24 protein-coding genes are annotated in these 22,244 nt (G+C 68.4%); 15 read left to right on the forward strand and 9 right to left on the reverse strand.

The window, feature by feature from the left end; all coding sequences use genetic code 11:
- Window positions 1–966 (forward strand): DUF5134 domain-containing protein, encoded by a 966-nt coding sequence (locus OG799_RS18150; protein WP_406036379.1) that lies wholly within the window; start codon window positions 1–3, stop codon window positions 964–966.
- Here OG799_RS18150 and OG799_RS18155 read toward each other — a convergent pair.
- Window positions 920–1,501, reverse strand: a complete 582-nt coding sequence (locus tag OG799_RS18155) for a GNAT family N-acetyltransferase (protein WP_406036380.1) — start codon at window positions 1,499–1,501, stop codon at window positions 920–922. The two genes, OG799_RS18150 and OG799_RS18155, sit on opposite strands and share 47 nt — an antisense overlap.
- 259 nt (window positions 1,502–1,760) lie before the next feature.
- Window positions 1,761–2,486, reverse strand: a complete 726-nt coding sequence (locus tag OG799_RS18160) for a TetR/AcrR family transcriptional regulator (RefSeq protein WP_406036381.1) — start codon at window positions 2,484–2,486, stop codon at window positions 1,761–1,763.
- Window positions 2,487–2,516: 30 nt separating this feature from the next.
- On the opposite strand from OG799_RS18160, the gene OG799_RS18165 reads away from it, so the two are divergent.
- Window positions 2,517–3,641, forward strand: coding sequence for an FAD-dependent oxidoreductase (locus tag OG799_RS18165; protein WP_406036382.1), 1,125 nt, complete (start codon window positions 2,517–2,519; stop codon window positions 3,639–3,641).
- A gap of 123 nt (window positions 3,642–3,764) precedes the next feature.
- On the opposite strand, the gene OG799_RS18170 is transcribed toward OG799_RS18165, so the two are convergent.
- A complete protein-coding gene (locus tag OG799_RS18170; RefSeq protein WP_406036383.1) occupies window positions 3,765–4,298 on the reverse strand; it encodes an HAD domain-containing protein in 534 nt (177 codons plus the stop codon).
- Between the two features lie 206 nt (window positions 4,299–4,504).
- Here OG799_RS18170 and OG799_RS18175 point away from each other — a divergent pair, with 206 nt between their 5' ends.
- Complete coding sequence (locus OG799_RS18175) at window positions 4,505–4,951, forward strand: GNAT family N-acetyltransferase (protein ID WP_406036384.1); 447 nt, start codon at window positions 4,505–4,507, stop codon at window positions 4,949–4,951.
- Window positions 4,952–5,211: 260 nt separating this feature from the next.
- On the opposite strand, the gene OG799_RS18180 is transcribed toward OG799_RS18175, so the two are convergent.
- Window positions 5,212–5,703, reverse strand: coding sequence for an Lrp/AsnC family transcriptional regulator (locus tag OG799_RS18180; protein WP_406036385.1), 492 nt, complete (start codon window positions 5,701–5,703; stop codon window positions 5,212–5,214).
- Window positions 5,704–5,807: 104 nt separating this feature from the next.
- Here OG799_RS18180 and OG799_RS18185 point away from each other — a divergent pair, with 104 nt between their 5' ends.
- The 3 genes from OG799_RS18185 to OG799_RS18195 all read left to right on the forward strand — a co-directional run bounded on the left by OG799_RS18185 (window position 5,808) and on the right by OG799_RS18195 (window position 8,167).
- Window positions 5,808–6,995, forward strand: a complete 1,188-nt coding sequence (locus OG799_RS18185) for an MFS transporter (protein ID WP_406036386.1) — start codon at window positions 5,808–5,810, stop codon at window positions 6,993–6,995.
- A gap of 33 nt (window positions 6,996–7,028) precedes the next feature.
- Entirely contained in the window at window positions 7,029–7,403 is a 375-nt protein-coding gene (locus tag OG799_RS18190) for a pyridoxamine 5'-phosphate oxidase (RefSeq protein ID WP_406036387.1), read from the forward strand.
- A gap of 251 nt (window positions 7,404–7,654) precedes the next feature.
- Window positions 7,655–8,167: a polyketide cyclase gene (locus tag OG799_RS18195; RefSeq protein WP_406036388.1), complete on the forward strand. Its 513-nt coding sequence runs from the start codon at window positions 7,655–7,657 to the stop codon at window positions 8,165–8,167.
- An 89-nt stretch (window positions 8,168–8,256) separates the two neighbouring features.
- Here the strand turns inward: OG799_RS18195 and OG799_RS18200 are convergent, their stop codons facing one another.
- On the reverse strand, window positions 8,257–8,517 hold the full coding sequence (locus tag OG799_RS18200) for a hypothetical protein (protein ID WP_406036389.1): 261 nt from the start codon (window positions 8,515–8,517) through the stop codon (window positions 8,257–8,259).
- Window positions 8,518–8,724: 207 nt separating this feature from the next.
- Between OG799_RS18200 and OG799_RS18205 the strand changes: the two genes are divergently transcribed.
- Complete coding sequence (locus OG799_RS18205; protein ID WP_406036390.1) at window positions 8,725–9,543, forward strand: transglutaminase domain-containing protein; 819 nt, start codon at window positions 8,725–8,727, stop codon at window positions 9,541–9,543.
- A 151-nt stretch (window positions 9,544–9,694) separates the two neighbouring features.
- Window positions 9,695–10,264 (forward strand): hypothetical protein, encoded by a 570-nt coding sequence (locus tag OG799_RS18210; RefSeq protein WP_406036391.1) that lies wholly within the window; start codon window positions 9,695–9,697, stop codon window positions 10,262–10,264.
- A 221-nt stretch (window positions 10,265–10,485) separates the two neighbouring features.
- Here the strand turns inward: OG799_RS18210 and OG799_RS18215 are convergent, their stop codons facing one another.
- A complete protein-coding gene (locus tag OG799_RS18215) occupies window positions 10,486–11,037 on the reverse strand; it encodes a YciI family protein (protein WP_406046319.1) in 552 nt (183 codons plus the stop codon).
- A 173-nt stretch (window positions 11,038–11,210) separates the two neighbouring features.
- Window positions 11,211–11,942 (reverse strand): phosphotransferase, encoded by a 732-nt coding sequence (locus OG799_RS18220; protein WP_406036392.1) that lies wholly within the window; start codon window positions 11,940–11,942, stop codon window positions 11,211–11,213.
- 346 nt (window positions 11,943–12,288) lie between these two features.
- Here OG799_RS18220 and OG799_RS18225 point away from each other — a divergent pair, with 346 nt between their 5' ends.
- The 4 genes from OG799_RS18225 (at window position 12,289) to OG799_RS18240 (ending at window position 17,164) form a co-directional block, all read left to right on the forward strand.
- Window positions 12,289–13,572: an MFS transporter gene (locus OG799_RS18225; protein WP_406046320.1), complete on the forward strand. Its 1,284-nt coding sequence runs from the start codon at window positions 12,289–12,291 to the stop codon at window positions 13,570–13,572.
- 538 nt (window positions 13,573–14,110) lie between these two features.
- Complete coding sequence (locus tag OG799_RS18230) at window positions 14,111–14,464, forward strand: ArsR/SmtB family transcription factor (RefSeq protein ID WP_406036393.1); 354 nt, start codon at window positions 14,111–14,113, stop codon at window positions 14,462–14,464.
- Window positions 14,461–14,730, forward strand: coding sequence for a hypothetical protein (locus OG799_RS18235; RefSeq protein ID WP_406036394.1), 270 nt, complete (start codon window positions 14,461–14,463; stop codon window positions 14,728–14,730). The genes OG799_RS18230 and OG799_RS18235 overlap by 4 nt, the downstream gene beginning before the upstream one ends.
- A gap of 118 nt (window positions 14,731–14,848) precedes the next feature.
- Window positions 14,849–17,164, forward strand: a complete 2,316-nt coding sequence (locus OG799_RS18240) for an MMPL family transporter (protein ID WP_406036395.1) — start codon at window positions 14,849–14,851, stop codon at window positions 17,162–17,164.
- A gap of 488 nt (window positions 17,165–17,652) precedes the next feature.
- Here OG799_RS18240 and OG799_RS18245 read toward each other — a convergent pair whose 3' ends face one another.
- Both OG799_RS18245 and OG799_RS18250 read right to left on the reverse strand, forming a co-directional pair.
- The gene (locus OG799_RS18245; RefSeq protein ID WP_406036396.1) at window positions 17,653–18,102 is read right to left on the reverse strand and encodes a hypothetical protein; all 450 of its coding nucleotides are present in this window, start codon (window positions 18,100–18,102) and stop codon (window positions 17,653–17,655) included.
- Between the two features lie 203 nt (window positions 18,103–18,305).
- A complete protein-coding gene (locus OG799_RS18250) occupies window positions 18,306–18,701 on the reverse strand; it encodes a VOC family protein (protein ID WP_406036397.1) in 396 nt (131 codons plus the stop codon).
- Between the two features lie 380 nt (window positions 18,702–19,081).
- On the opposite strand from OG799_RS18250, the gene OG799_RS18255 reads away from it, so the two are divergent.
- From OG799_RS18255 to OG799_RS18265, 3 genes are all read left to right on the forward strand, one after another.
- Window positions 19,082–19,522 carry an Rrf2 family transcriptional regulator gene (locus OG799_RS18255; RefSeq protein WP_406036398.1) on the forward strand — a complete coding sequence of 147 codons (441 nt, stop codon included), beginning with the start codon at window positions 19,082–19,084 and terminating at the stop codon, window positions 19,520–19,522.
- 80 nt (window positions 19,523–19,602) lie between these two features.
- Window positions 19,603–20,790: an MFS transporter gene (locus OG799_RS18260; RefSeq protein ID WP_406036399.1), complete on the forward strand. Its 1,188-nt coding sequence runs from the start codon at window positions 19,603–19,605 to the stop codon at window positions 20,788–20,790.
- A gap of 47 nt (window positions 20,791–20,837) precedes the next feature.
- On the forward strand, window positions 20,838–22,217 hold the full coding sequence (locus OG799_RS18265) for an MFS transporter (protein ID WP_406036400.1): 1,380 nt from the start codon (window positions 20,838–20,840) through the stop codon (window positions 22,215–22,217).
- Window positions 22,218–22,244 lie beyond the last annotated feature (27 nt).

Raw genomic sequence — 22,244 nt, forward strand, 5'->3', positions numbered from 1 at the left:
ATGACCGATAGTGATCCCCTCCGATGGCTGCTGACGGTGGCCTTCGGCGGGGCCTCCATCTCTCACCTGCTCCAACGCCTGCGCCCATCCCCTGCGTGGCCTTCCCTGGTGGCGGAGCATCGACTCTCCGAGATACTGCACTCGGCCATGGGCCTATCGATGATCGCGATGATCTGGCCGTGGGGCGCGGCGGTACCGGCAGCCGTCTGGATTGTCGTTTTCATGATGTCTACGGGGTGGTTCCTGGTGCAGGCGGCGCGGACGTCGCGACGTCGTGCGGTTCCGGCGTTCTTCGCCACCGCGACGGGAACCATGGTGTGGATGGGCGCCTCGATACACGGGCACGCCTCACCCGGCGGTCACGGCGGCATGGACATGGCCGGGATGCGTCATGCGCAGGTCGGGTGTGCCGGATGGGTCAGTGCGCTGCTCGGAGGCAGCCTGGTGCTCGCCGCATTCTGGTGGGTGGGCCGCGGGGTGCACCTCGCTGCTCTGTCCGCGGCGACAACGACGGACGCGGTGGCGCGTCCGCTGGACTGGTCGGCGCTACGGTCGGCGGTCCGGCCCGGTTCTCGATCCGGGCTGGACCGCCGGCCGCCACGGCGTGATGAGCGCGGGTATGGGCATCGCCCTACTGGCGATGGCGTAGACAAGGGAACTTGCCAAGATCGGACATCCGCTCTTCGGCATGACAGTGCACGGCGCCACGCGCTACCAACGCGCGGACAGCGGCAGATGCGGAAGTTCTGCGCCGGAAGCGGTCGACGTCCCGGAGTCGACGATCCCGGCGCGGTGCGCCCGGCCCCATTCTGGGCTGAAGGTCCCTCGCCTGCCACGCTCCACAGGCCGTCAACCGTGAAGCCCGCGGCCGACGTCCGCTTGTCAAGAGGCTGGGCGCTCTCTCGCTGGCGAAAAGCATTCAGCGGCCAGGATCCGACCCGGACGACGGGCGCCACTGCCGCCTGATCAGCCCGTACACCCACGAGTCCGACACCTCGCCGTTCACGACGCAGTCTTCCCGCAACGTCCCTTCACGCACGAATCCGAGCTTTTCCAGGACGCGAGCAGATGCCGTGTTGCGCGTATCGGTCTCGGCCTGGACTCGATTCAGGTCCAGCGTGTCGAATGCCCACTGCAGCACGGCGCGCGCGGCCTCCGTCGCGTAGCCGTGGCCCCATGCCGCATCGTCGAGGCAGTAGCCCATCGACGCGCTGCGATAGTCGGGGTTCCATCGGGTCAGACTGCACCAGCCGATAAATGCCCTGTCGGAAACACGGTCGATGGCCAGCCGCGCCCCGCTGCCTTCGTCCGCCATTTGCTGGCAAGCCGTGATGAAGCGTTCGGCGCGCGCTCGTTCGCTCCAGGGCGGCGCGTCCCAGTAGCGCAGCACGTAGGCGCTGTTGTGCATCGCGAAGAGGGCGTCTGCGTCTGCGCTGGTCACGGGGCGCAGTAGCAGGCGAGCGGTGTGCAGCGTGGGGGTGGGCAAGGACATACGCGCCATATTGCCTTGTCATGAGGGGCGGCCGGGCGGCGGCATAGGCCATGCCCTAGGAGCGCGCGGCGCAAACGCCGTCCTGAGGAAGCAGGCAACTCTGTCAGACTCGCGTGTCCTCATTGCGTTCGCTAACCAAGAGGCGCTGGCTTCCCAGGCACTCAGCTAGACACGCGCCGCCGCCGCCACCTTCTTCGGGGTGCGGCAGATCCGGATGTCTGATCGAGGTGTATCGGTGTTCAGCCGGTACTGGCCTGCGAGTAGTAGGTCACGTGTGGGGATGGCTGGTGATGCCGTCCAGGATGGTGATCAGGTTGTGGTGGAAGGTTTCCTCGGCGTTGAGGTGGGCGCCGTCGATGACGAGCCGGGCGACGGTGGGGTAGCGGCCTGTTTCGAGCATGCGTGTCAGGTAGGGCCCGAGGGCGGCCTGCCAAGCGGACACGTCGGTGCCGGTTAAACGGGCGGTGCGTCGCTCGGTGATCTCCCTGCGGAGCGCTCCGACGATGAACGCGTTGAGGGCGCCCAAGGCCCGCTGGAGATCGTCGATACCGCGCACGCCAGGGGCCTGGCTGAGCGCCGCCGCGGTCGATTCGCCCACGGCGAGCGCGTGAGGTCCTAAGTGTGGCCTTCCGCCGAGCAGGTCGGCGAACCACTCATGATCAAGAGCGGCATCGCGGGTCCGGTGAACGATGACCAGTACCGTGGCGCGCCACTCGGAGTGCTGGCCGGCCTCGGCGATCTGGGCATACACGGCGTCGACCATCAGATCAAGCAGTTCGGATCTGCTGATCACGTAGTCGTAGAGCCGCATCGGACCGACACCGAGCTCTTTGGCGATCTTGCGCACCGATAGCCCGTCGAGGCCGTGTGCGTCGGCGAGCCGGACCGCCGTGGCGGCGATCTTCGCGCGGCTCAGCGGCACCGGCGCCGCCCGCGGCTGAGGCTCGGGCCGTTCCCAGACGGGCAGCAGTGCGCTACCGTACGGCGTATCCATAAGTTACAGCGTACGGTAACGGAGATGATGATGCGAATTGCGATCGCCGGCGGTGGCCTCGGCGGCCTGACGCTGGCCCGAATCCTGCACCGGCACGGCATCGGCGCGGTGGTGTACGAACGCGAGGCAAGCCGATCCGCGCGATCACAGGGCGGATCGCTCGACCTGCACCCGGAGTCCGGGCAACAGGCCCTGGCCGATGCGGGCCTCGCCGGCCGATTCCGGTCCGAGGCACGGCCGGAGGGCGAGGAACATCGCATCCTCGACCCGGCCGGACGCACCCTCGTGCACCACAAGCCACAACCCGGCTCATTCTCCGGACGCCCCGAGATCGACCGCAGCGCACTGCGTGATCTTCTGCTCGATTCACTCCCCGCCGACACTGTTATGTGGCAGCACCGGCTCGTCGCGGCGACGCCACGACCCGACGGAGGCTTCGGGCTGACGTTCGATGGCGGCCATAGCGCCGACTGCGACGTCCTCATCGGCGCGGACGGCGCACGCTCGGTCGTCCGGTCGCTGCTGACCGACGCGACACTGTCCTCCGTGGCCACCTTGGCCGAGCTCAGCATCAGCGACGCCGACCGGCGCCACCCGGATCTCGCCGATCTGGTCGGCCCCGGAAACCTCTGGTGCATCGGCGTGAACCAGATCCTGGCAGCACAACGCCTCGGCGGCGGCAGCATCCGAGTCGGGATCTCCCTACGCGCGGACGATCGCCACATAGACACCTACCGCAGCAAGCGCGCTCTGCTGGACATGTTCGATGGCTGGAACCCCAGCCTCACCGCACTCATCGAAGCCGGCGACAGTCCGCCGACCCCACGCAGGATCGAGGCGATGCCCACCGGTACACGCTGGGCCCACCAGCCGGGCATCACCCTCATCGGTGACGCCGCGCACCTCATGCCGCCGGTCGGCGAGGGCGCCAACCAAGCCATGCTCGACGCCGCCGAACTCGCCGCCGAACTCGCCACCAACCCCGCCGACCCCGACTCGGCGATCCGGACGTACGAGGAGGCGATGTTCATCAGAACCCACCCGATCGCCGAAATGTCCGCACGAGTCCAGGCAATGATGCTGTCCCCCACCGCAGCCGACGACATCATCCGCTTCTTCACGCCGCGGCCCACCGAGCCGGCACCCGCAGATTGACAACACGCGACGCAGCCGGCCTCGCCCTAGTAGACGCTCCTGCCCTGGAAGATCGGATGTCATCTCATCGGCACGACCGGACGCTGATCGGGCGCGCGGATCGCGGCATGAGCGTGCAGCTGATCAAGCGCCGTCGTTACGTAGCCCGAGCCACTGATGCACCGCCGAGAATGCTGCATCGGTCAGTCCCGCATATGGGTCGACACGGTGCAGCAGCGCCGGCCTCGGGTGGTGCGCGGCCACCCATCGCCGGTCAGCGTCGGTTATCTCATCATCAAGCCAGACGAATGGGCGGCCTGCCGCCCACCGAATGAGGAACACCGTCTTCCAGTGCAGACCGTGCTCTGGTTCCTCATCGGAGTCCGGCCATTCCACCACTGGGAGCGCCGGAAGGCCCAGCCGTGGCGAGAGGATCTCGTTTGCCTCCGCCATCCATGTCGTGGCCCAGACCAACCGGCATCCCAGGGCCAGCAGGCGCCGTCCGTCATCGGGGTCAAGCCGATCCAGGAGAGGATTGCCCCAGCCGTCGGGTGCCTCTGCGTTCGCCTCGACCCCGGTCGAAGGGCGATCCCTTCTCGCCGGCCGGCCTCTGAACGGGATGAGCACGCCGTCTACGTCGAGAAATATCAGCGGTTGTTGAGCGACGCTGGGAAGCACTCCCGAACCGTATCGCTGATCCGGGCGCCCTCCGGGAGTCGGTCTCCGCACACAGCTACCGCACGCGTGCAGCCGTAGGGCGATTGCAGACGGTCATGGGACGGCCAAGCGCCGGCGCTCGGTCGGCGGCATGAGCGTGCGTTAGAGCCTGGAGCGGCGGTAGCGGACGCGGGCCGGCACTGACCGGCTGTGGGATACTGCCGATCATGCTGCAGTTTTGGACGCTCCGTCCTGCAACGGCAGAGGATGGACAGTGGCTCGCCGACCTCAAGGCACTAACCATGCGCCCGGATCTCGAGCGGTTGGGAATCTGGGATCAGGACTGGGCTCGGCAACGGTTCCTGGATACGTTCATCCCGGCGAACACCGACGTGATCGAGATCGATGGCCAGCCGGTCGGTGTCATCGCCGTCCGGCCTGAGCGCGATGCGCAATGGATAGAGCACTTCTACCTTCATCCGTCGGTGCAGGGTCGCGGCATCGGCGATCAGGTCCTCCGTCAGGTCATGGACGCCCATCGCGACGCCAGACCCTTCCGGCTCGCCATCGATCGGGGCAGCGCGGCGCGCCGACTGTACGAACGGCTCGGCTTTGTCCATCAGTATGACGACGACAACGGCGTCGACCAGGTGTTCAGCACCCAAGGCAACTGACCGGAGATGCACACTCATCGGCACGACCGCGCGCTCTGCGGCCATGACCGGATGTTCGATGGACATCGAAGTTGGTGAATGACTCGCGGACCGGCAGGAGTGGACACCCGGCAGACGTGATTGAGTGTGTACGTGGCGCTCTATCCGGTGGGTGACCCGTGAGGGGCACCGGGAGGCTTGCGGGCCGGGGGCTGAGCGTTGGCGCCGTGAGCGTTCCGGTAGATCGGCTCGCGGAGTCGTGCGTTGAGAGGGGCGGTCGCTTACCGGACCCAGCCGGGAGAGTGCGTGGTGGTGCGGGCCTCGGCTGGCGGCGGCTGTACGGGCCGACCGTCGTACTGGGTTGACAGGACGATGTGGGAGTTCATCTCGCCGTGCTCGCCGAGGCGTTCGAGTAGACCTTCCAGGTGCGGCATCGACGCCACGCGTACCTTCAGCATGGTGCAGGAGTTGCCGCTCAACTTGTGCACCTCCACGACCTCAGGAAAGTCATCGGCGCCCGTGGTCTTGAGTAGGCAGCGGCCGAGCGCGCACCGCAGTTGAACGAACGCGGTCAGCGGGAGGCCAGCCCGGGCCGGGTCGATCCGGGCCTGGTAGCCGGCGATCACCCCGGCTTCTTCGAGCCGGCGCACCCGCTCGGCGACCGCGGGCGATGACATGTTCACGAGGCGCCCGAGCTGGTTGTAGGACAGCCGTCCGTCGCGCTGCAGCTCGGCAATGATGCGCCAGTCCGTCTGATCCAGCAGTCTGCTCATACGGCAAGCGTTCCGCGGTTTTGCCTTGCAATCAACAGCCAATCGCACCTGATCAGTGTGCATGGCCCATGTAGCTGAACGGCGGACCTTCCTAACGTAGGCGCATGCTCATCACCTCGCCGCCGCATGCTCGAATGACAACGCGTGGGCGCGCCACGGCCACGCTCTTCGCCACAGCCGCCCTGATGAACGCCGCCATGGCAGCCGCCAGCCCGGTGAGCACGATCGTCGCCGCGGATCGGCTCGGTGCCGTCTGGGGCGGCGTTCCGAACACGGCAGGCATCGTCGGTACCGGAATCGGCGCCATTGTCTTGACCCGGGCGACAAACCGCTGGGGCTGGCGGGCCAGCCTCGCGCTGGGGTATGCGGCGGCGACGGTGGGCGGAGCACTCGCGATCCCCGCCGTTGCCGGCAGCGACATCACCATTTTGAGCATCGGGATGCTGCTGCTCGGGCTCGGCAACGCCGGTGCGCTGCTGTCGCGCTACGCCGCCGCCGACCTCTACCCCGTACAGCGGCGGGGATCCGCGATCGGCACCATGGTTTGGGCCGGCGCCGTCGGTGCGGTTGGCGGGCCATTGCTACTCGCGCCGGTGAGCGTCACCGCAAGTCACCTGGGCTGGGTTGCACTATCCGGCCCGTTCCTGTTCGCGTCGCTGGCGAGCGCGCTCGCCGCCACCGCGCTGTTCGCGCTACCGGTTCGCCAGCCGGAGCCGGTGCAGTCGCGCGTCCCTCTGCGCGACCTGGTACGGACCCCGACGGCCCGGTCGGCGTTCGCCGTCATGGCCACCGGACAGGTGGTCATGGTCGCGGTCATGACCGCGGCGCCGCTGGACATGCACCTACACCACCAGGAGCTGGGCGCAGTCGGTATGGCCCTGTCCGCACACACGCTGGGCATGTTCGCACTGTCACCGCTGACGGGATGGCTGCTCGATCGGGTCGGCTCCCGACCCGTCATGTTCGCCGGACTGCTCACCCTCGCGATCGCGACCGCGCTGGCCGCGACCACGCCGCACAGCCAGGCTCTTCTGCATGTCGCGGCGTTGTTCCTGCTGGGCTACGGCTGGAATCTCTGCTTCATCGGCGGCAGCGGCAGGCTGGCCAGCGGCCTACCAGCGGCGGAGCGGGCGCAGGTGGAAGGCGCCGTCGACGCGGCAGTGTGGGCAGTCGCGGCCACAGCAAGCCTGGCTTCCACCGCCGTCCTGTCCACCGGCGGGTACACGCTACTCGCCGGGCTGGCGGGCTCACTCGTGGCGCTACCAGCGGTCGCGCTTCTCAACCGGAAATAGTCGAGCATCACCAGCAACCAGGAGGATGACGTCGTGACGAACTGGCAGGAGATCGAGAAGGATGCCCCGGACTGCGCGGCGCGCGTCCGCGCCAGGTTCGCGATGGGTACGAACAAGACCATCGCGACCCTGCGCAAGGACGGTTCACCCCGCATCAGCGCCTCGGAACTGCAGTTCGACGACGGGGAGGTGACCCTCGGGATGATGGGCGGCTGGAGCTGCTCGACCTGCGCCGCGACCCTCGCATCGCCGTACACAACCCGACCGTCGAACCGCCCGGGGACGATGCGGACGGATGGCCGGGAGACGCGAAACTCGCCGGCACCGCCGCACAGGTCGACCCACCAGCCGACAACCCTCACCAAGGCGCCGGGTTCTTTAAACTCAACATCACCGAAGTCGTGCTGACCTATGTTGGTACCCCCGCGGACCACCTCGTGATCGAGTCGTGGCATCCCGGACGGGGCCACCAACGCCGGACCCGTACCTGACCCTGCTCCCCAACCGGCACCGACTGTGGGGTTGCAGCCACCCCAACGGACGCTCCGACGCCCGCTCATCGGCAGTTCCGGATGGCGAGCGGCAGCTCCAGCCGTCACGCTGCGTGCCGCGCGGATCGCGGCAGATCCGGATGCCGGGCGTTCGTGGAGGATGGATGCATGATCGGTGACCGGTGGGGCGTGACCGACAGCGAGAAATTGCGCTGCTATCCGTGCGACGACTTCGTCGCCTCACCCGCGCTGCAGGCGTGGCGGGGTGTGCGCGTCGAGGCGTCTGCCGAAGTGGTGTGGCCGTGGGTTGCACAAGTGAGGCTTGCGCCATACTCCTATGACTGGATCGACAACCTTGGCCGCCGTTCACCTCGAGAGCTGGTAGGCCTTCCCGAGCCGCAAGTCGGAGAGAGATTCACTACTGCTGGCGGGCGGGAGCTGGGCAGGATCGTCTCGGTCGACCCGGGGCAACAGCTGACGGGCACCATCATGGGCGCCTTCATGTCCTACGTTCTCGTGCCCCAGGAGCACGGCACGCGCTTGCTGCTCAAGGTCGTCATGCAGACCACCCGCTGGGCCGCCCTCGGGCTGTCCGTCGGCGACCTGGTCATGGCTCGACGTCAGCTACTGAACCTGAAGCAACTCGCCGAGCGCCACCACCAGGGCACGGCCAAGGATTGAGGATCAGCCTCATCGGCATGTCAGTGCGCTGACGGCGCCGACTTGCCGCAACTGCGTAGCGCGCGGATTGCGGCATGAGTAGCCCTGTGTCAAGTGGTGGCGGCGAGGACGGCCTGCAGAGCGCGGTGGCGGGTGGGGTCGTAGGGGACGCCGTCTTGCCAGCAGCGCCAGATCACGTGCAGCCAGGCGCAGGCGAGGATTCGGGGCGCGTGGGGGTGGTCGTGGCCCCGAGCCCGGGCCCGCCGGTAGAGGTCGGCGGCCCAGGGGTTGGCGTGGTGGGAGCCGCCGGCGAAGTCGATGACTGCTCCACGGAGTTGTGATCTGGGCGGTGTTCGCTGGCCCGCTGGCACTAAACGACCGACTCGTCTGGGTGCGCGAACGAGACGTGATGCCGCTGGTGCCGCACTCAATTCGGTACGATCGCACGGCCAGCGGCAGATGCGCGTACGGCGATGGCTGGCCGCAGTTTGGTGTGGCTTCCATCTCACGTACGCCGTGCGGCTATCGCAGTGGTCAGGGGCCGACAGCTCTCGGAGGCGGTGCCTACGATGGCCGGCATGACGGGGACGATCGATTACGCCGGGGCAGGTCCACTGACGAGGATCGACACGATCCACGAGCCGGCGCTGGAGAATCTTCCGAGCGGGGCCGTCGAGGTCTGCCGCCTTGTTCACGACCTCGTCATCCAGCCGACGGACGCGAAGGGCCTTGGCGTCCCCGACGAGCGGTTCGCGGAGAACCAGCTCCGTCACGTCGACCGCCTGATCGGCGCCCTACTCGCCCTCGACCCGGCCCGGCTGACCGTCGCACGCGACCCCGACCGGCGGGTGATCGGCACATGCCGCCACTTCGCCGTGCTCAGCTGTGCCCTGCTGCGCTACCGCGGAATCGCGGCCCGGGCCCGCTGCGGCTTCGCCACGTATTTCCAACCCGGGCAGGGTGTGGACCACTGGATCACCGAGTACCGGCACGACGGCCGCTGGGTGCGGATCGACTCCGAGATTCTGGGCGGCTCCCTCGTGGCGAATCCCGAAGACCTCGCCGGTGGCGAGTTCCTCACCGGCGGCGAGGCGTGGAGGGCTTTCCGGGACGGCGACATCGATGCCACGCACTTCGGCGTGTACGGCACCGAAAACTGGGGGCCGGCCGAGATCCGGGGAAACGCGATCAAGGATCTCGCTGCGCTAAACAAGGTCGAGATGCTGCCATGGGACGAGTGGGGACGCATGGAGGCCTCCTACAAGGGCAAGACCGGCCCCGACTACGACGAACTCATCGACGCAATCGCCGCCGTCTGCGCCACCGACGATCCCGGAGCCATCGCAGACCTCTACGCCTCGGAGGACCTGGCAGTTCCTACCGCGCTCCTGGGCTGATGCCTCGGGCAGCTTCCTCTTGCATTGCCGTCACGGTGCACTGATCTCGGCACGACCGCGCGACCAGCGGCATGAGCGAATATCGACTGCCCCAGGCGTCGTAGCTCCTGACGCGGTGAGCGCATTGACGCCGGCCTGTGATCGGAACGTAATGGCGATCACCGAGGATTCCACTATGAGGCGGTCGGTCGCGGTGGCAGCAGCTGCGGTCATGGCATGGATTTCGCTGGGCGCCTGTTACCTCGGTCCGGATCCGATGCAATATGCGGCCTTGGCCATGATTGCTGGGCGGCCGACGGCAGTCATCGTCGTCTGCGAACGATCAACAGTTAGCGTCGATCTGTTTCTCAATGACGACACGGTGGACGGTGCCTTGCACCGGTGGTCCGTCACGGTCACGCTGCCGGGGCGGGTTCAGGACGTCGAGGTGGAGCTGCTTGGCACGGTGCGACCCGGCTGGGAGATCACCTCCAGTGAGGAGGAGGTCATCGGCACCGGCCTCGACAGCTTCAAGGTTGAACCGTTGACATCGATCGATCCTGGACACCATTACACCCTCGACTCGTCAGCCAGTGGCCCTGAAGGTGCGAGGGCACCAGCGGTCACCTTCACCACCGATGACCTGCCGAAGATCGGAGCAGGCCAGGTGCTAGCCCCGATCGACCATAAGCGTTCCAAGGTGGTGTCACGCGACTCGTTCGTCAACGAGCGCTGTGGCTAACACTCACGTCCAAGGGCGCACTCACATCGGCATCTGCGTATGCCGGCCGAGTCAGCACTTCGTGACGCCGCGTAGCGCGCGGATCGCGGCAGATCCGGACGTTCGATCTTGGCCCCGGGGAAGCTGACAAGCATCGACGAAGCCAGACAACACCGAGCAGCCCCCGCCTGCCGCATGCACGCCTGTCGACACGCTGGACCAAGTCCACGGCCAGACTCGGGTCATGACGGCCGCCCGCCAAACTGCCAGTTGTGCACCTCGATGTCGGCGTACCGGTCCTCGGTCAGCACGGCGCGCGCCTTGTCCGGATCCGGCGCCCGGACAAGCGCCGCCGTACCCAGCCAGGTGGCGCCGTCGTCGGACAGCAGCGGCCCGTACGCGATCAGCTCGTCCAGGTCGGGCGGCACCGCGAGGTCGGCGGCCTGCCCCGCGCCGAGGCCGAGCACCAGGTACCGGTTACCACCGGTCCGGCCTCCGGGGAAGTCCCACATGGTGCGGCCCAGCGTGTTGCGCCACCGGCGCAGCAGCACGTCCCGGTACACGCCGGCCTGATAGTTGGGCTCGTCGAAAGCGAACACGCGCGCGGCCGCGGGATCGGGCAGGTCGACGATGTGCACGCTGCCGGTGGGCGTGTCGCCGTCGACGGCAAGGGTCGGGCCGCGAGCGATCATTTCCCTCGAGTAACGGTCCATGTAGGACCAATGCTCTTCCAGCAGCTCGTCGCGCAGCGCCACCGAGCCGAGCCGGTCGCGGTGGTAGCAGAAGAACTCCATGCCCCGAAGTCTGACCTCCATGCCAGACACCGACGCGGACGGATACCACCCGCCCGTGTCACGGTCCGGGCAAGGTCGCAATATGTCTGATTGATCCCGAGGTGGTCGGCGCTCACGATCCGCGGCAGATGTGCTCACTCGACCGCCATTAGGTCCACTACTCGAACGCGTTCTCAGACCGCTCGGACTTCGGCGAGCCGCTTGACTGCGTACTCGTCGTCCCAGCAGACAGCGGCCTCCCACGCGGCCGACGCTTGCGCGGCGATGTCGTACGCACCGTCGTCGAGTCCTGCGGCGTTGTCGGGCAGCACCAAGTCGAGGTCGGGCACGTCGACGTGCGCCTCGTCCCAGTCGATCAGCGCGACCTGATTCGCGGTCATGCGGACGTTGCCAGGGTTAGGGTCGCCGTGCACGACGCATGTCTGACGTCCGGCGAACCGCGCCCACGCTGCCCGGCATCGAGCAACGCCCTCAAGGGGCATCGCACCGAGGTCGATCTTCGTCCCGGTCTCGGCGTGCAGGAGGTCGGTCGACGATCGCCAACCTGGGCGCTGCGGCCAGCCCTGCGTCAACCGATGCAGCTCGCGGAGCGCGCCGGCCACGCGACGCCAGTCGGCCTGCGTCTCGGGCGGTCCGCCTTCCAGGTAGGTCATCACCACCAGACCATCGGCGAACAGCCGGCCGTCCATGGTCGAGATCGGCACCGGCACGGTCAGACCTTCACGGTCGAGGTGTCGGAGAAGCTCGGTCTCCCACGCGAGATCAGCGTCGCTCCTGCCGCCAAGACGGCCGACCGCGAGGTGCCCGCTGACGCGCACGCTCCACACGTCGTTGGCGACTCCGCCAGCGAGCGGCTCGATGCGAGCGACGTCCTCACCCCACTGCCCGAGTGCCTCCCACCCCATTCGCCACACCTTACGGGTCTTCCGACATCGATGTTCTGGCATGATCGAACGCTGGCTCCCGGAATCCCGTGACGCGGGGGTAGCGATGGACCAGCGGCAGATGTGCGCACCCGATCACGCCGAGGCGACGGCGTCTCCGCTGGCCGCCAAACGCGACGAGCCACAACCGCGACCCCACCGGTGTGCGATGTCGTCGCCCGGCGTGTCTACATGTCCGGGCACGCCTGCACGGTGCCGAGAAATCTGACATCCCTGCGGACGCGGGTGCCCCTACCAAGCTCAAGCCCTCGCTGGCCCGCCGCGCCTTGGTCCCCCGACGTAGCGTGACCGGATGACAGCACTCCGCATGGCACTGCCGTCGGGTCTGAGCCGCCGGCTGACATTCCTGTTCGCGGTGGCGGCGGGAGCGGCCATCAGCAACCTGTACTGGACACAGCCGCTGCTTGGCTTCATCGCTGGCGACCTAACCACCACGACCGCGACGGCCGGCTGGCTCGTCACCGCTGCGCAGGTCGGGTACGCCGTCGGCGTGCTGCTGCTCGTACCGCTCGGTGACGTCCTCGACCGCCGCCGGTTCGTCCCGGTGATGCTGCTGGCCTCGGCCGCCGCACTGCTGCTGTGCGCGCTGGCACCGTCGATCGGCGTACTCCTTCTCGCACTCGGCGTGCTCGGTGTGACGACGATTTCCGGGCAGGTCCTCACACCGCTCGCCGGGGACCTTGCCGGCGACGCCCAACGCGGTCGGATCGTCGGCGTTGTCGGGTCCGGGACCCTCACCGGTATCCTGGCCTCACGCACGATCAGCGGGTTCGTCGCCGGCGCCGCAGGGTGGCGTACGGTTTTCGTCCTCGCCGCGGTCGTCGCCGTCCTGCTCGCGGTTCTGCTCTACCGCGCGATTCCACCGCTGGCACCGCGGACGCGCATGCCGTACCCTCAGCTCATCGCCTCGGTCGGCGCGGTGGTCATGCGCGAGCCGGCAGCCCGATGGACGCTGGTCCTGGCCGCCACAGGGTTCGCCACGTTCTCGCTGTTCTGGACGGCGCTGACGTTCCTGCTCAGCGGCCCACCGTTCCGGTACCCGGTAGCGGTGATCGGGTTGTTCGGGTTAGCTGGCCTCGCTGGTGTCCTTTCCGGCCTGCACGGCGGTCGTCTGCACGACCGCGGTTGGTCGCTCCCGGCCACCGGCGCTGCCTGGGTACTGGCCCTCAGCGCCTTCGTCGTCGCCGCATTCGCCGGCCGGTCCGTCGTACTTGTCATCGTCGCCATCATCATGATCGATGTCGCCCTCCAGACGCAGGCCCTCCTCAGCCGGGCGCGGCTGTTCGCCCTCTCCCACGAGGCACGCAGCCGGCTCAACACGGCGCTGGCCACCGGCAACTTCATCGGCGCTGCTATCGGCTCCGCCGCCGCGGCCACGCTCTGGTCCGCGGGCGGCTGGACAGCGGTCACGATCACGGGAACGGCGCTCTGTTGCTTCGCGCTCATCGTGTGGGCGATGGGACGTCGTGGTCCACTCGTAATCCGCTCCGCCGTGACGGAAGGCCCTGTAACGGACCGCAGTGAAACCTCCCTCAACCGCGCGGCTGTCGCGGGTAGTGCTCGTAGTGGTCCAGAGTCGAACCCGCCATGACGCCCTCGTGCACGGTCCAGGCGTCCGCTTCTCGGCATGTCCGGACACTCCGAGGGCTGCTGCTGGATGGTCACGCTCCACAGCGCGCGGATCGCGGCAGATCCGGGCATCTGATCAAGGCGGAGTGAGCTGCTGGCGTTACCGGTCCGAGGGGGACGAGAAGCAATAGCCGGGTTCACGCTGCGGCGTGTATGGCGGAACGACGGCTGCAAGAAGCGGCCGCATATCGAACACCAGGTGTCGATCGCGGCAGATTCGCCGCACGGGCGGCCACGAAGGTCGCCCGCGTTCCAAGCGAGCCGTCTCGCGACCTCCACCGGCAGTGACGGAGCTTGTCGGATACCGGCTCGGCGTAGACCGACAACGCCGTCGGGCGGCGTCTCGCCCAGCCGTCAGCCCAGCAGCGGATCCGCGCGGCACAATCTGCACGACTTTCGGGCGGAGTCCGGAGTTGGTACCGGACCCGACTAGCGCGTTCATCACTTGCCGCGATCTACAAGCACGTGCTAACTTTTTCTTGCATGTGGGAGGTCGTGATGTGAGTACCCCTGCGCCGACCGGGGACGAGTTGGTGCGACTGCTGGCGACACTGGGCAATCCGCATCGGCTGCGGGTCCTCGCCGCACTCGTACGCAAGCGGAACTACGTGAGCCAGTTGGCCCGCGAGGTGGGCATCAGCCGGGCGCTGTTGCAGGTCCACCTGCGGAAGTTGGAGGCGGCCGGTCTGGTATCGGCGCACCTCGAGGTTTCAGAGGACGGGAAGGCAATGAAGTTCTACGAGGTGAACGAGTTCGAGGTGCGGCTGACGCCACAACTCGTCGAGACCGCGGAGCGGACGCTCACGGTCCCGGACACCGACGAGCGGGAAACACGGAAGGAAGCGCTGTCATGAGCGGGCAGGACTGGACGGAGGTTATCGGGGCCATCGGCCTCTTCGCCCTGGTCATCGCGGTGGTTACGACGATCATCGTGCAGGTCGCCCGGACTTTTCGGGCCAGAGCGGTGCTGGCGCACGAGGGCGAGTTCCGGAAGCTCTCCGAGACGGCGGTGCAGACCCAGCAGGGCATCGAGCACCAGCTGACCGAGGTGGCCGGCCGCCTCGCCGCGATCGAGTCCCGGATGGATTCGATGGAGCACGTCCTGCGGACCGTCGAGTAGCGATCAGACCCTGGACCGCCGAGCGCCAACTCGGCGGCCCAGGTGGGGAAGAAGCACCATCTCGCCCGCATGGGCGAGTTCTCACCGGAACACTCCTTCGGGGAAAGGACAGCAGTTCATGCTGCGTGTTGGCAAGTCGATCGAGGATGACCCACCCGACACCACCCGGCCGCCCGCGCCGGGTGCGGGAGATCTCTCGCCGGGCGATCCGGCGTCCCGTGGTCGAGGATCGCTGATCGAACGCGCCGCCGGCTGGTCAACGCGACACCGCGCGTTGGCAATCACCGGCTGGTTCGCCCTGGTCGTGGTGGCAGTCCTGTCCAGCGCGCTGGTGACAGGCGAGGACGCGCATTCCACCGATCCGGGCGGCGCGGGCCGTGCCCAGGTCGCACTGCGCATGCAGGGGAGCTACGAGCCGTTGCGCGAGAGCGTACTCGTCCAGGCCCGCGAGCCGGGCGGGCCACGACTGGTCGACGATGCGCGGGTACGCGCGGTGGTGGCCGAACTGGTGGCCACGCTGCGCCGGACGGGCAGGGTCACCGACGTACGCTCGCCGTTCGAGGCGGGCGGCGAGCAGCTCATATCGGCGGACGCCCGCTCGGGCCTCGTCACCTTCCAGTTGCTGTCGGACGGGCACGTACGCGACCACTACTACGCCGCGGCCAAGGTCGTGGACGCGCTGGCCGCCGGCCATCCGGACGTGCGGCTCGCCGAGGCCGGGGACGAGAGCCTCTCGCTCGCGGTCGACCAGGGCGTCAAGGACGACTTCAAGCGGGCCGAGTTCTCCTCCTTTCCGCTGACCGTGGTGATCCTGCTGATCGTGTTCGGTTCGCTGATCGCCGCCGGGATCCCGCTACTGCTCGCCCTCACCACCGTCGGGGGCACGTTCGGACTGCTGGACACGATCGGGCACTGGGTGCCGATCAACAGTGCGACCTCGTCCCTGGTGCTGTTGATCGGTGTCGCGGTCGGAATCGACTACTCGCTGTTCTACCTGCGGCGATTCCGGGAGGAACGGGCCGCCGGACGCGATGTCGCCACGGCGCTGCGGGCCAGTGCGCGTACCTCGGGCCACGTCGTGATCGTCTCGGGCCTGACCGTGATGCTGTGCCTGACCGGGCTGGTGCTCACCGGCTTGGACAACTTCCGCGGGCTGGCGGTCGGTACGGTCCTGGTGGTCGGGTTGGCCATGATCGGTTCGGTCACCGTCCTGCCCGCGATACTTGCCCTGCTAGGCGAGCGGGTGGACGCCGGGCGCATCCCGTGGCTGAGCCGTCGCCGGACCTCGGCGGCGCGGTCCCGTCTCTGGACGGGAGTGGCCGCCGCCGTGGTCCGCCGGCCGCTCCTGTGGGGTGGGTTGACGACCCTGGCGCTCGCGTTGGCCGCATTGCCCGCGCTCGGGATGCGACTGCAGGACGCCGCGCCGACCAACAGCCTGCCGCGCAGTGTGCCCACCGTCGACGCTGCGGTATGGATGCAGGAGGCGTTCCCGGGAGCGGCCATCCCGGCTCATGTGGTGATTTGGAACGACCGGGGTGGCCAGGTCGACGGTCCCGCCGTACGGCAGGCGATCGACGACCTGCGTAATCGAGTCGCCGGCAGCGGCGGTGTGCTCGCCGAACCGGTCGCGGTGGTGCCCGTCGATCGGGCCCTGGTGCTGCGGGTGCCGCTGGCCGGCTCGGGCACCGACGCGACGTCCAACCGCGCACTGGAAACGCTACGCAACCAGGTGTTGCCCGCCACCATCGGCCAGGTGCCCGGCGTGGACTATGCGGTCGCCGGCAGGACGGCGTTCGCGTACGACTTCGTCAACACCGTGACCAGTCGTTCTCCGACCGTCTTCGCCTTCGTCCTCGTCCTGGGGTTCGTCCTGCTCGTCATGACCTTCCGCTCCCTGGCCATCCCGATCGTGTCGATCCTGCTGAACCTGCTCTCGGTCGGCGCTGCCTACGGGGTGCTGACCTGGGTCTTCCAGGACGGCCACCTGGGCTCCGTGCTCGGTTTCCGCTCCTATGGCGGGGTGGTCAGTTGGCTGCCGCTGTTCATGTTCGTGCTGCTGTTCGGCCTGAGCATGGACTACCACATCTTCATCCTCAGCCGGATCCGCGAGCGGTGGACGAGCGGCGCGGACAGCCGTGAGGCGATCGTCGGCGGCATCGCCAGCAGCGCCGGTGTCGTGACCAGCGCCGCCGTCATCATGACCGGGGTGTTCAGCATCTTCGTCACCCTCAGCGCTATCGAATACAAGATGCTCGGTGTCGGGATGGCCGTCGGGGTCCTCATCGACGCCACCGTCGTACGGGGCGTACTGCTTCCGGCAGCGATGGCGCTGCTGGGCGCACGTGCGTGGGCGCTACCGGACTGGCTGCGCTGGCTGCCCGGAGCACAACCAGCGGCACCCGTTCCGACAGCTCGACCACACCTGTCGCGGTAGGGGTAGAGCGCGTCCGAGAAGCTCAGCAGGATCTATCGGACGCGCTTTCCTAACGCCAAGCGGCTATATCTGGTACTGATCGTAAAACACCCGAAACCAACGCGTCGTCAATCGCATCGCCAGCCACAACCAGCTCCCTAGAGAATCATGTCGGACTGGTCCAGACCTCGGTTCGGGCGCCGGCTTAAACCAGGTGTGGGCGGAGCGATCACCGGTGCAGCCGGCGCGGTCGGGGGTGCAGCCGCTTCGCTGTTCAAGACCAAGAAGCTGGGACGCCATGCTCCTGGTGTGGACCAACGTCAGATCGAGGACACGTCGGCCGGTGCCGAGGAGTAGGCGGCGTGGGTGCTGTGCCGTCCGGCATGTTGAAAGCCATTCCCGTGTCCGCTCACTGCCGCTGATCGCTCGGTCGTGCCGATGAGCGCGCACCCGATCTATCTTGGATTCGGACGCGTCGCTGGCTGCCAAGTACGGGTCCGCCGGCTGCGTCACAGGGCGATCGGGCGGTAGGCCAGCGCGGCGTCAACGATCTCCTCCGCCGTCGCGTCCCGCAACTCGGGCGGCGGGTAGAAGATGAGGCCGCTCGCGCGCGGCATCACGGTGTTGCGCTCGAACGCCGCGATGTACCAGTCGTCGGTCGGGCCGGCGAGGATGCGACGCACGATCTCGACCAGCTCGTCTCGGGTGACGTCGGGCAGTCGGACCGGCGGCGGCCCACACGCCCACTCGACCAGCTGTTCACGGTCGGGCGCTCCGCAGTGATAGTTGAAGTCGTCGAGCCCGAAGGTGTGATCGGTCGTCTCGTTGAGCGTCTCGATCGCGGTAGTGGCGTCCTCACCGCGGTCGACGAGCTCCTCGATCTGCAGTATCGCCTCCACGATCGCGACTCGCCGCTCGGGCGTAACCGGCCGGCGTCGCAGCGCATCGCGCAACTCCACTCCGTGGACGCTACCGGTACCCGGCACGGGCTGGGCCGAGTGGCCAGGACCCGTTCCGAACCGGACGGGCCAAGAATCCCGAAATCGGATGTACGGATTTGCCGCGATCGGAGCACTGTAACGTCACGTCGAGTTGGTCAGGATGCCGTCCGGGCGCCGATGGGCGGACGTAGCAACCGGCTGCGTGGGCGAGCCCAACGCCGTCATGGCCGCCCGCCAGCGATCTCGGCGTCGCTCCGAAGAATGCAGAACTCGTTGCCTTCCGGATCGGCAAGCACAACCCACCCCGTTCCGTCGGCGTTGCGGCGGTCAGCCACGATAGCCGCACCGAGTTCGGTCAGCCGCGCCAGTTCCGCGTCGCGCGTGCCTTCGACAGGACGCAAGTCGAGATGGATCCTGTTCTTGACCTGTTTTTTCTCCGGTACCTCGATGAAGAGCAGGCGGTGCCGCCCGTCACGGGAGTAGATCATGCATTCCTCGTGGCCGGGCTCGTTCGGATCGTCCGGGTCCTCGCTGTAGTCGAGAACGGCTTGCCACCAACGTGACAAGGCGTAGGCATCGGCACAATCCACGGTGGTGTGGGACACGTAGGGGGTCACCACTGGATCATCGCAAGGCGAACGCAGACGGGCGAACTCTATACGCGACGCGAGCGCACGCTCATGCCGCTGTCAAGGCGCGCCGGTCGCTGGTCGGCTCGTCACCGTCCGTGCCGGCGGTCTGCGTGGCTACGGCATCCGGAACTGCCGAGAGTAGTGCCTCTGATCCCGCAAATAGTGGCCCCGTCGGACCCGTGACTGTTCAGCGTCTCCCAGGCGACCGAGGGCTCAGTCGCATCCGCGGACCAGTCACGCCGGGATGGCGCCCATCTGGCGCCATCAGGGGAGATGGCTGACGCCCAGCCCGCCATGATCTGTGACACAGCCGCTTCTCGCGCAGGCTGGTCGTAACTATTTTGATTACGACGGAAGGTGGTGGCATGACTGGCAACAGTCGGTACACGATCGCACTGCACGTGTTGACCTGGATGGCGCTGGTCGCCCGGCGAGGCCGGGACCTGGTCACCTCGGAACAGATCGCGGGCAGTGTGAACACCAACCCGGTGTTCCTGCGCCGGGTGCTCGGACCGCTGCGTGAGGCGGGGCTGGTGAATTCGCAGCGCGGTTCCGGTGCCGGCTGGCGGCTGGCCCGCCCGGCCGCGGAGATCACCCTGGCCCAGGTGTATCACGCCATGGCCGACCAGCCGCTGTTCCCGATGCACCACGGCGAGCCCAACCCGAACTGCCCGGTCGGCCACGGCATCCGCCCGGCCCTGGCCCCGCTGTACCGGGCCGCCGAGGACGCACTCACGCGGCAGTTGGCCGGTACCACCATCAAGGACCTGCTCGCCGACACGCTGCGGCAGCACGCCGCCTCCTGACCCCGCACCACCCGCTACCCATGCCCGCACCATGCCCACAGACGTAACCACATCAGTTGCGATAAAGATGAAGGAAGGCCATGTACCGCCGCCTGCTCGTGCTCTCCCTCGCCGCCTTCGCGGTGGGTACCGACAGCTTCGTCATCGCCGGCGTGCTGCCCGACGTGTCCGCCTCCCTGCACGTGGGCACCGCGGCGGCCGGGCAGCTGATCACCGCGTACGCGCTGGCCTACGCCCTGCTCTCCCCGGTGATGGCGGCCGCTACCGCGCACTGGCCCCGGCGGACCGTGCTGTTGGTCGGGCTGGCGGTGTTCATCGCCGGTACCGTCGGCTCCGCGCTGCTGCCGGCGTATCCGGCGGTCCTCGCCGCCCGCGCGGTCGCCGGACTGGGCGGCGCGATGATCGTCCCGGTCTCCGGCGGCGTGGCCGCCGGCCTAGTCCCGGCCGCGCAGCGCGGCCGAGCACTGGCCGTGGTGCTGGCCGGGCTGACCGCCGCCACAGCGCTCGGCGCGCCGCTGGGTACCGCCTTGGCCGCGCTGACTAGCTGGCGTGTCACCATGCTGGGCGTGGCGGCGCTCGGCCTGCTGGCCGCCGCCGGGGTGGCCACCCTGCTGCCACCGGTGCCGACCCCGCCCGCGGTCGGGCTGCGCGCCCGGCTCGCCCCGGTCCGCAACCCGCGGGTGTCCGCGACCCTGGCCACCACGCTGCTCGGGTACGCCGGCCTGTTCACCGTGTACAGCTACATCGCGTTGGTCTTCCACGGCGCCACCGGCGGCAACGGCCGCACCCTGGCCACCCTGCTGCTCGTGTGGGGGCTGGCCGCGACGGCCGGCAACCTGGGCGCCGGGCACCTGGTAGACCGGTTGGGCAGCCACCGGGTGATCCCGGTCGCGCTTGTCGTGGCGCTGGTGGACTTCGCCACGCTGCGCTGGACCTCCGGCACGCTGCCGGGCGCGCTGGCCGCCCTGGTGGTCTGGGGCCTATCCGGTTGGGGCCTGCTGGTCGCCCAGCAGCACCGGTTGGTGTCCACCGCACCGGCCGCGGCACCGATACTCATCGGGCTCAACTCCTCGGCGGTCTACCTCGCGGTGTCCGCCTCCGGGCTGATCGGCGCGGCGGTCATCAGCGTGCTGGGCGCCGGCTGGCTCGCCTCGGTGGGCGCCGGGTTCCTGGCCGCCGCGCTGCTTGCCACCGCGGTGCCGATCAGGTCCGCCCGCGGCGCGCGGCCGGAGCGGGACCGCGCGGCGGCCGAGGCGGGTACGGCATGACCTCGGCAGTTGGAAAATCAAACCGCTCTCGTGTCGCGGCCGTCGTCGTGGTGCTCGCGGTGTTCATGACCAACCTTGACCTCTGGATCGTGAACGTGGCTCTGCCCGCGATGGGCGCCAGCTTTTCCCGCCCAGGGCACCCGGCCACGCTCGGCGACCTGTCCTGGGTGCTCAACGCGTACGCCATCACGCTCGCCGCCCTGCTGGTGGTGATCGGCCGGCTCGGCGACCGGATCGGCAAGCGGCCGGTGTTCCTGGCCGGCGTGGTGATGTTCACGCTCGCCTCGATCGGATGCGCGCTGGCTCCGACGCTGTGGGTGCTGGTGCTGGCCCGGGTGATGCAGGCCATCGGCGCCGCTGCCCAGCTGCCGACTTCGCTGGCACTGCTGCTGGCCTTGGTACCGGCCGAGCGGCGCACCCAGGCCACCCGCGGCTGGGCGGCGGTCGGTGGGCTTGCCGCGGCGGCCGGCCCGGTGCTTGGTGGGCTGCTGGTACAGGTGGACTGGCGCTGGGTCTTCGTGGTGAACCTGCCGATCGGCGTGCTCACCCTGGCCGCCGGCCTTGTCGCGCTGCCGAAGCAAGTTGCGCGCGAGGCCGGCCGGCTGCCCGACCCGTGGGGTGCGGTGCTGATCACGGCCGCCGCCGCGGCGCTGTGCGGTGCGCTGGTGCAGGCACCGACCTGGGGATGGTCATCCACGCGTACGTTCGCCCTACTCGCCGTGGCCCTCGTGACGGCGGTGTGGTTCGGATGGCGCTCGGCGCGCCACCACACTCCGCTGCTTGAACTGCATCTGCTGCGGGTGCCCCGGTTCGGGGTGGCCGGCGCCGGAACGTTCATCTTCGGCTCGGCGTTCGCCATCGTGCTGCTGTCCAACGTGCTCTGGTGCCAAGACGTATGGCGATGGAGCGCGCTGCGCACCGGCCTCGCCCTGGTACCCGGCCCGGCGCTGGTGCCTATCGTGGCCGTTGCGACGGCGCGGGCGGCCCGGCGCTTCGGCCATGGTCCACTGGTCGCGGCCGGGGGCGTGCTGTACGCGGCCGGTCTGCTCTGGCGTACGGTCCTGGTTTCGGCCACCCCCGACTACCTTCGTGACCTGCTGCCCAGCATCGTGCTGACCGGTAGCGGGGTAGGCCTGGCCCTGGGTACCCTCGTCGCGGCCGGGGTGCAGTCGCTGCCCGACACCCGCGCGACCACGGGCTCCGCGCTGGTCAATTCGCTGCGGCAGATCTCCTCAACGGTCGGCGTGTCATTGCTCGTGACGATCCTGGGCACGCGGGTGGATGCCGGTTCGGTCAACCACTTCCGGCTGGCGTGGGGCCTGGGCACCGGGCTGAGCCTACTGACCGCGGGAGTGGGCGTGCTCCTGACCCGGTCGGCGGTGCAGCCCGTACCCGCAGGCGCCAGTGCCCACAGACGTTTCGGTTGATCAAGCTCATCCGCGATCGTGTCAAGC

This window comes from Micromonospora sp. NBC_00898, assembly GCF_045207895.1.
Lineage (GTDB): Bacteria > Actinomycetota > Actinomycetes > Mycobacteriales > Micromonosporaceae > Micromonospora.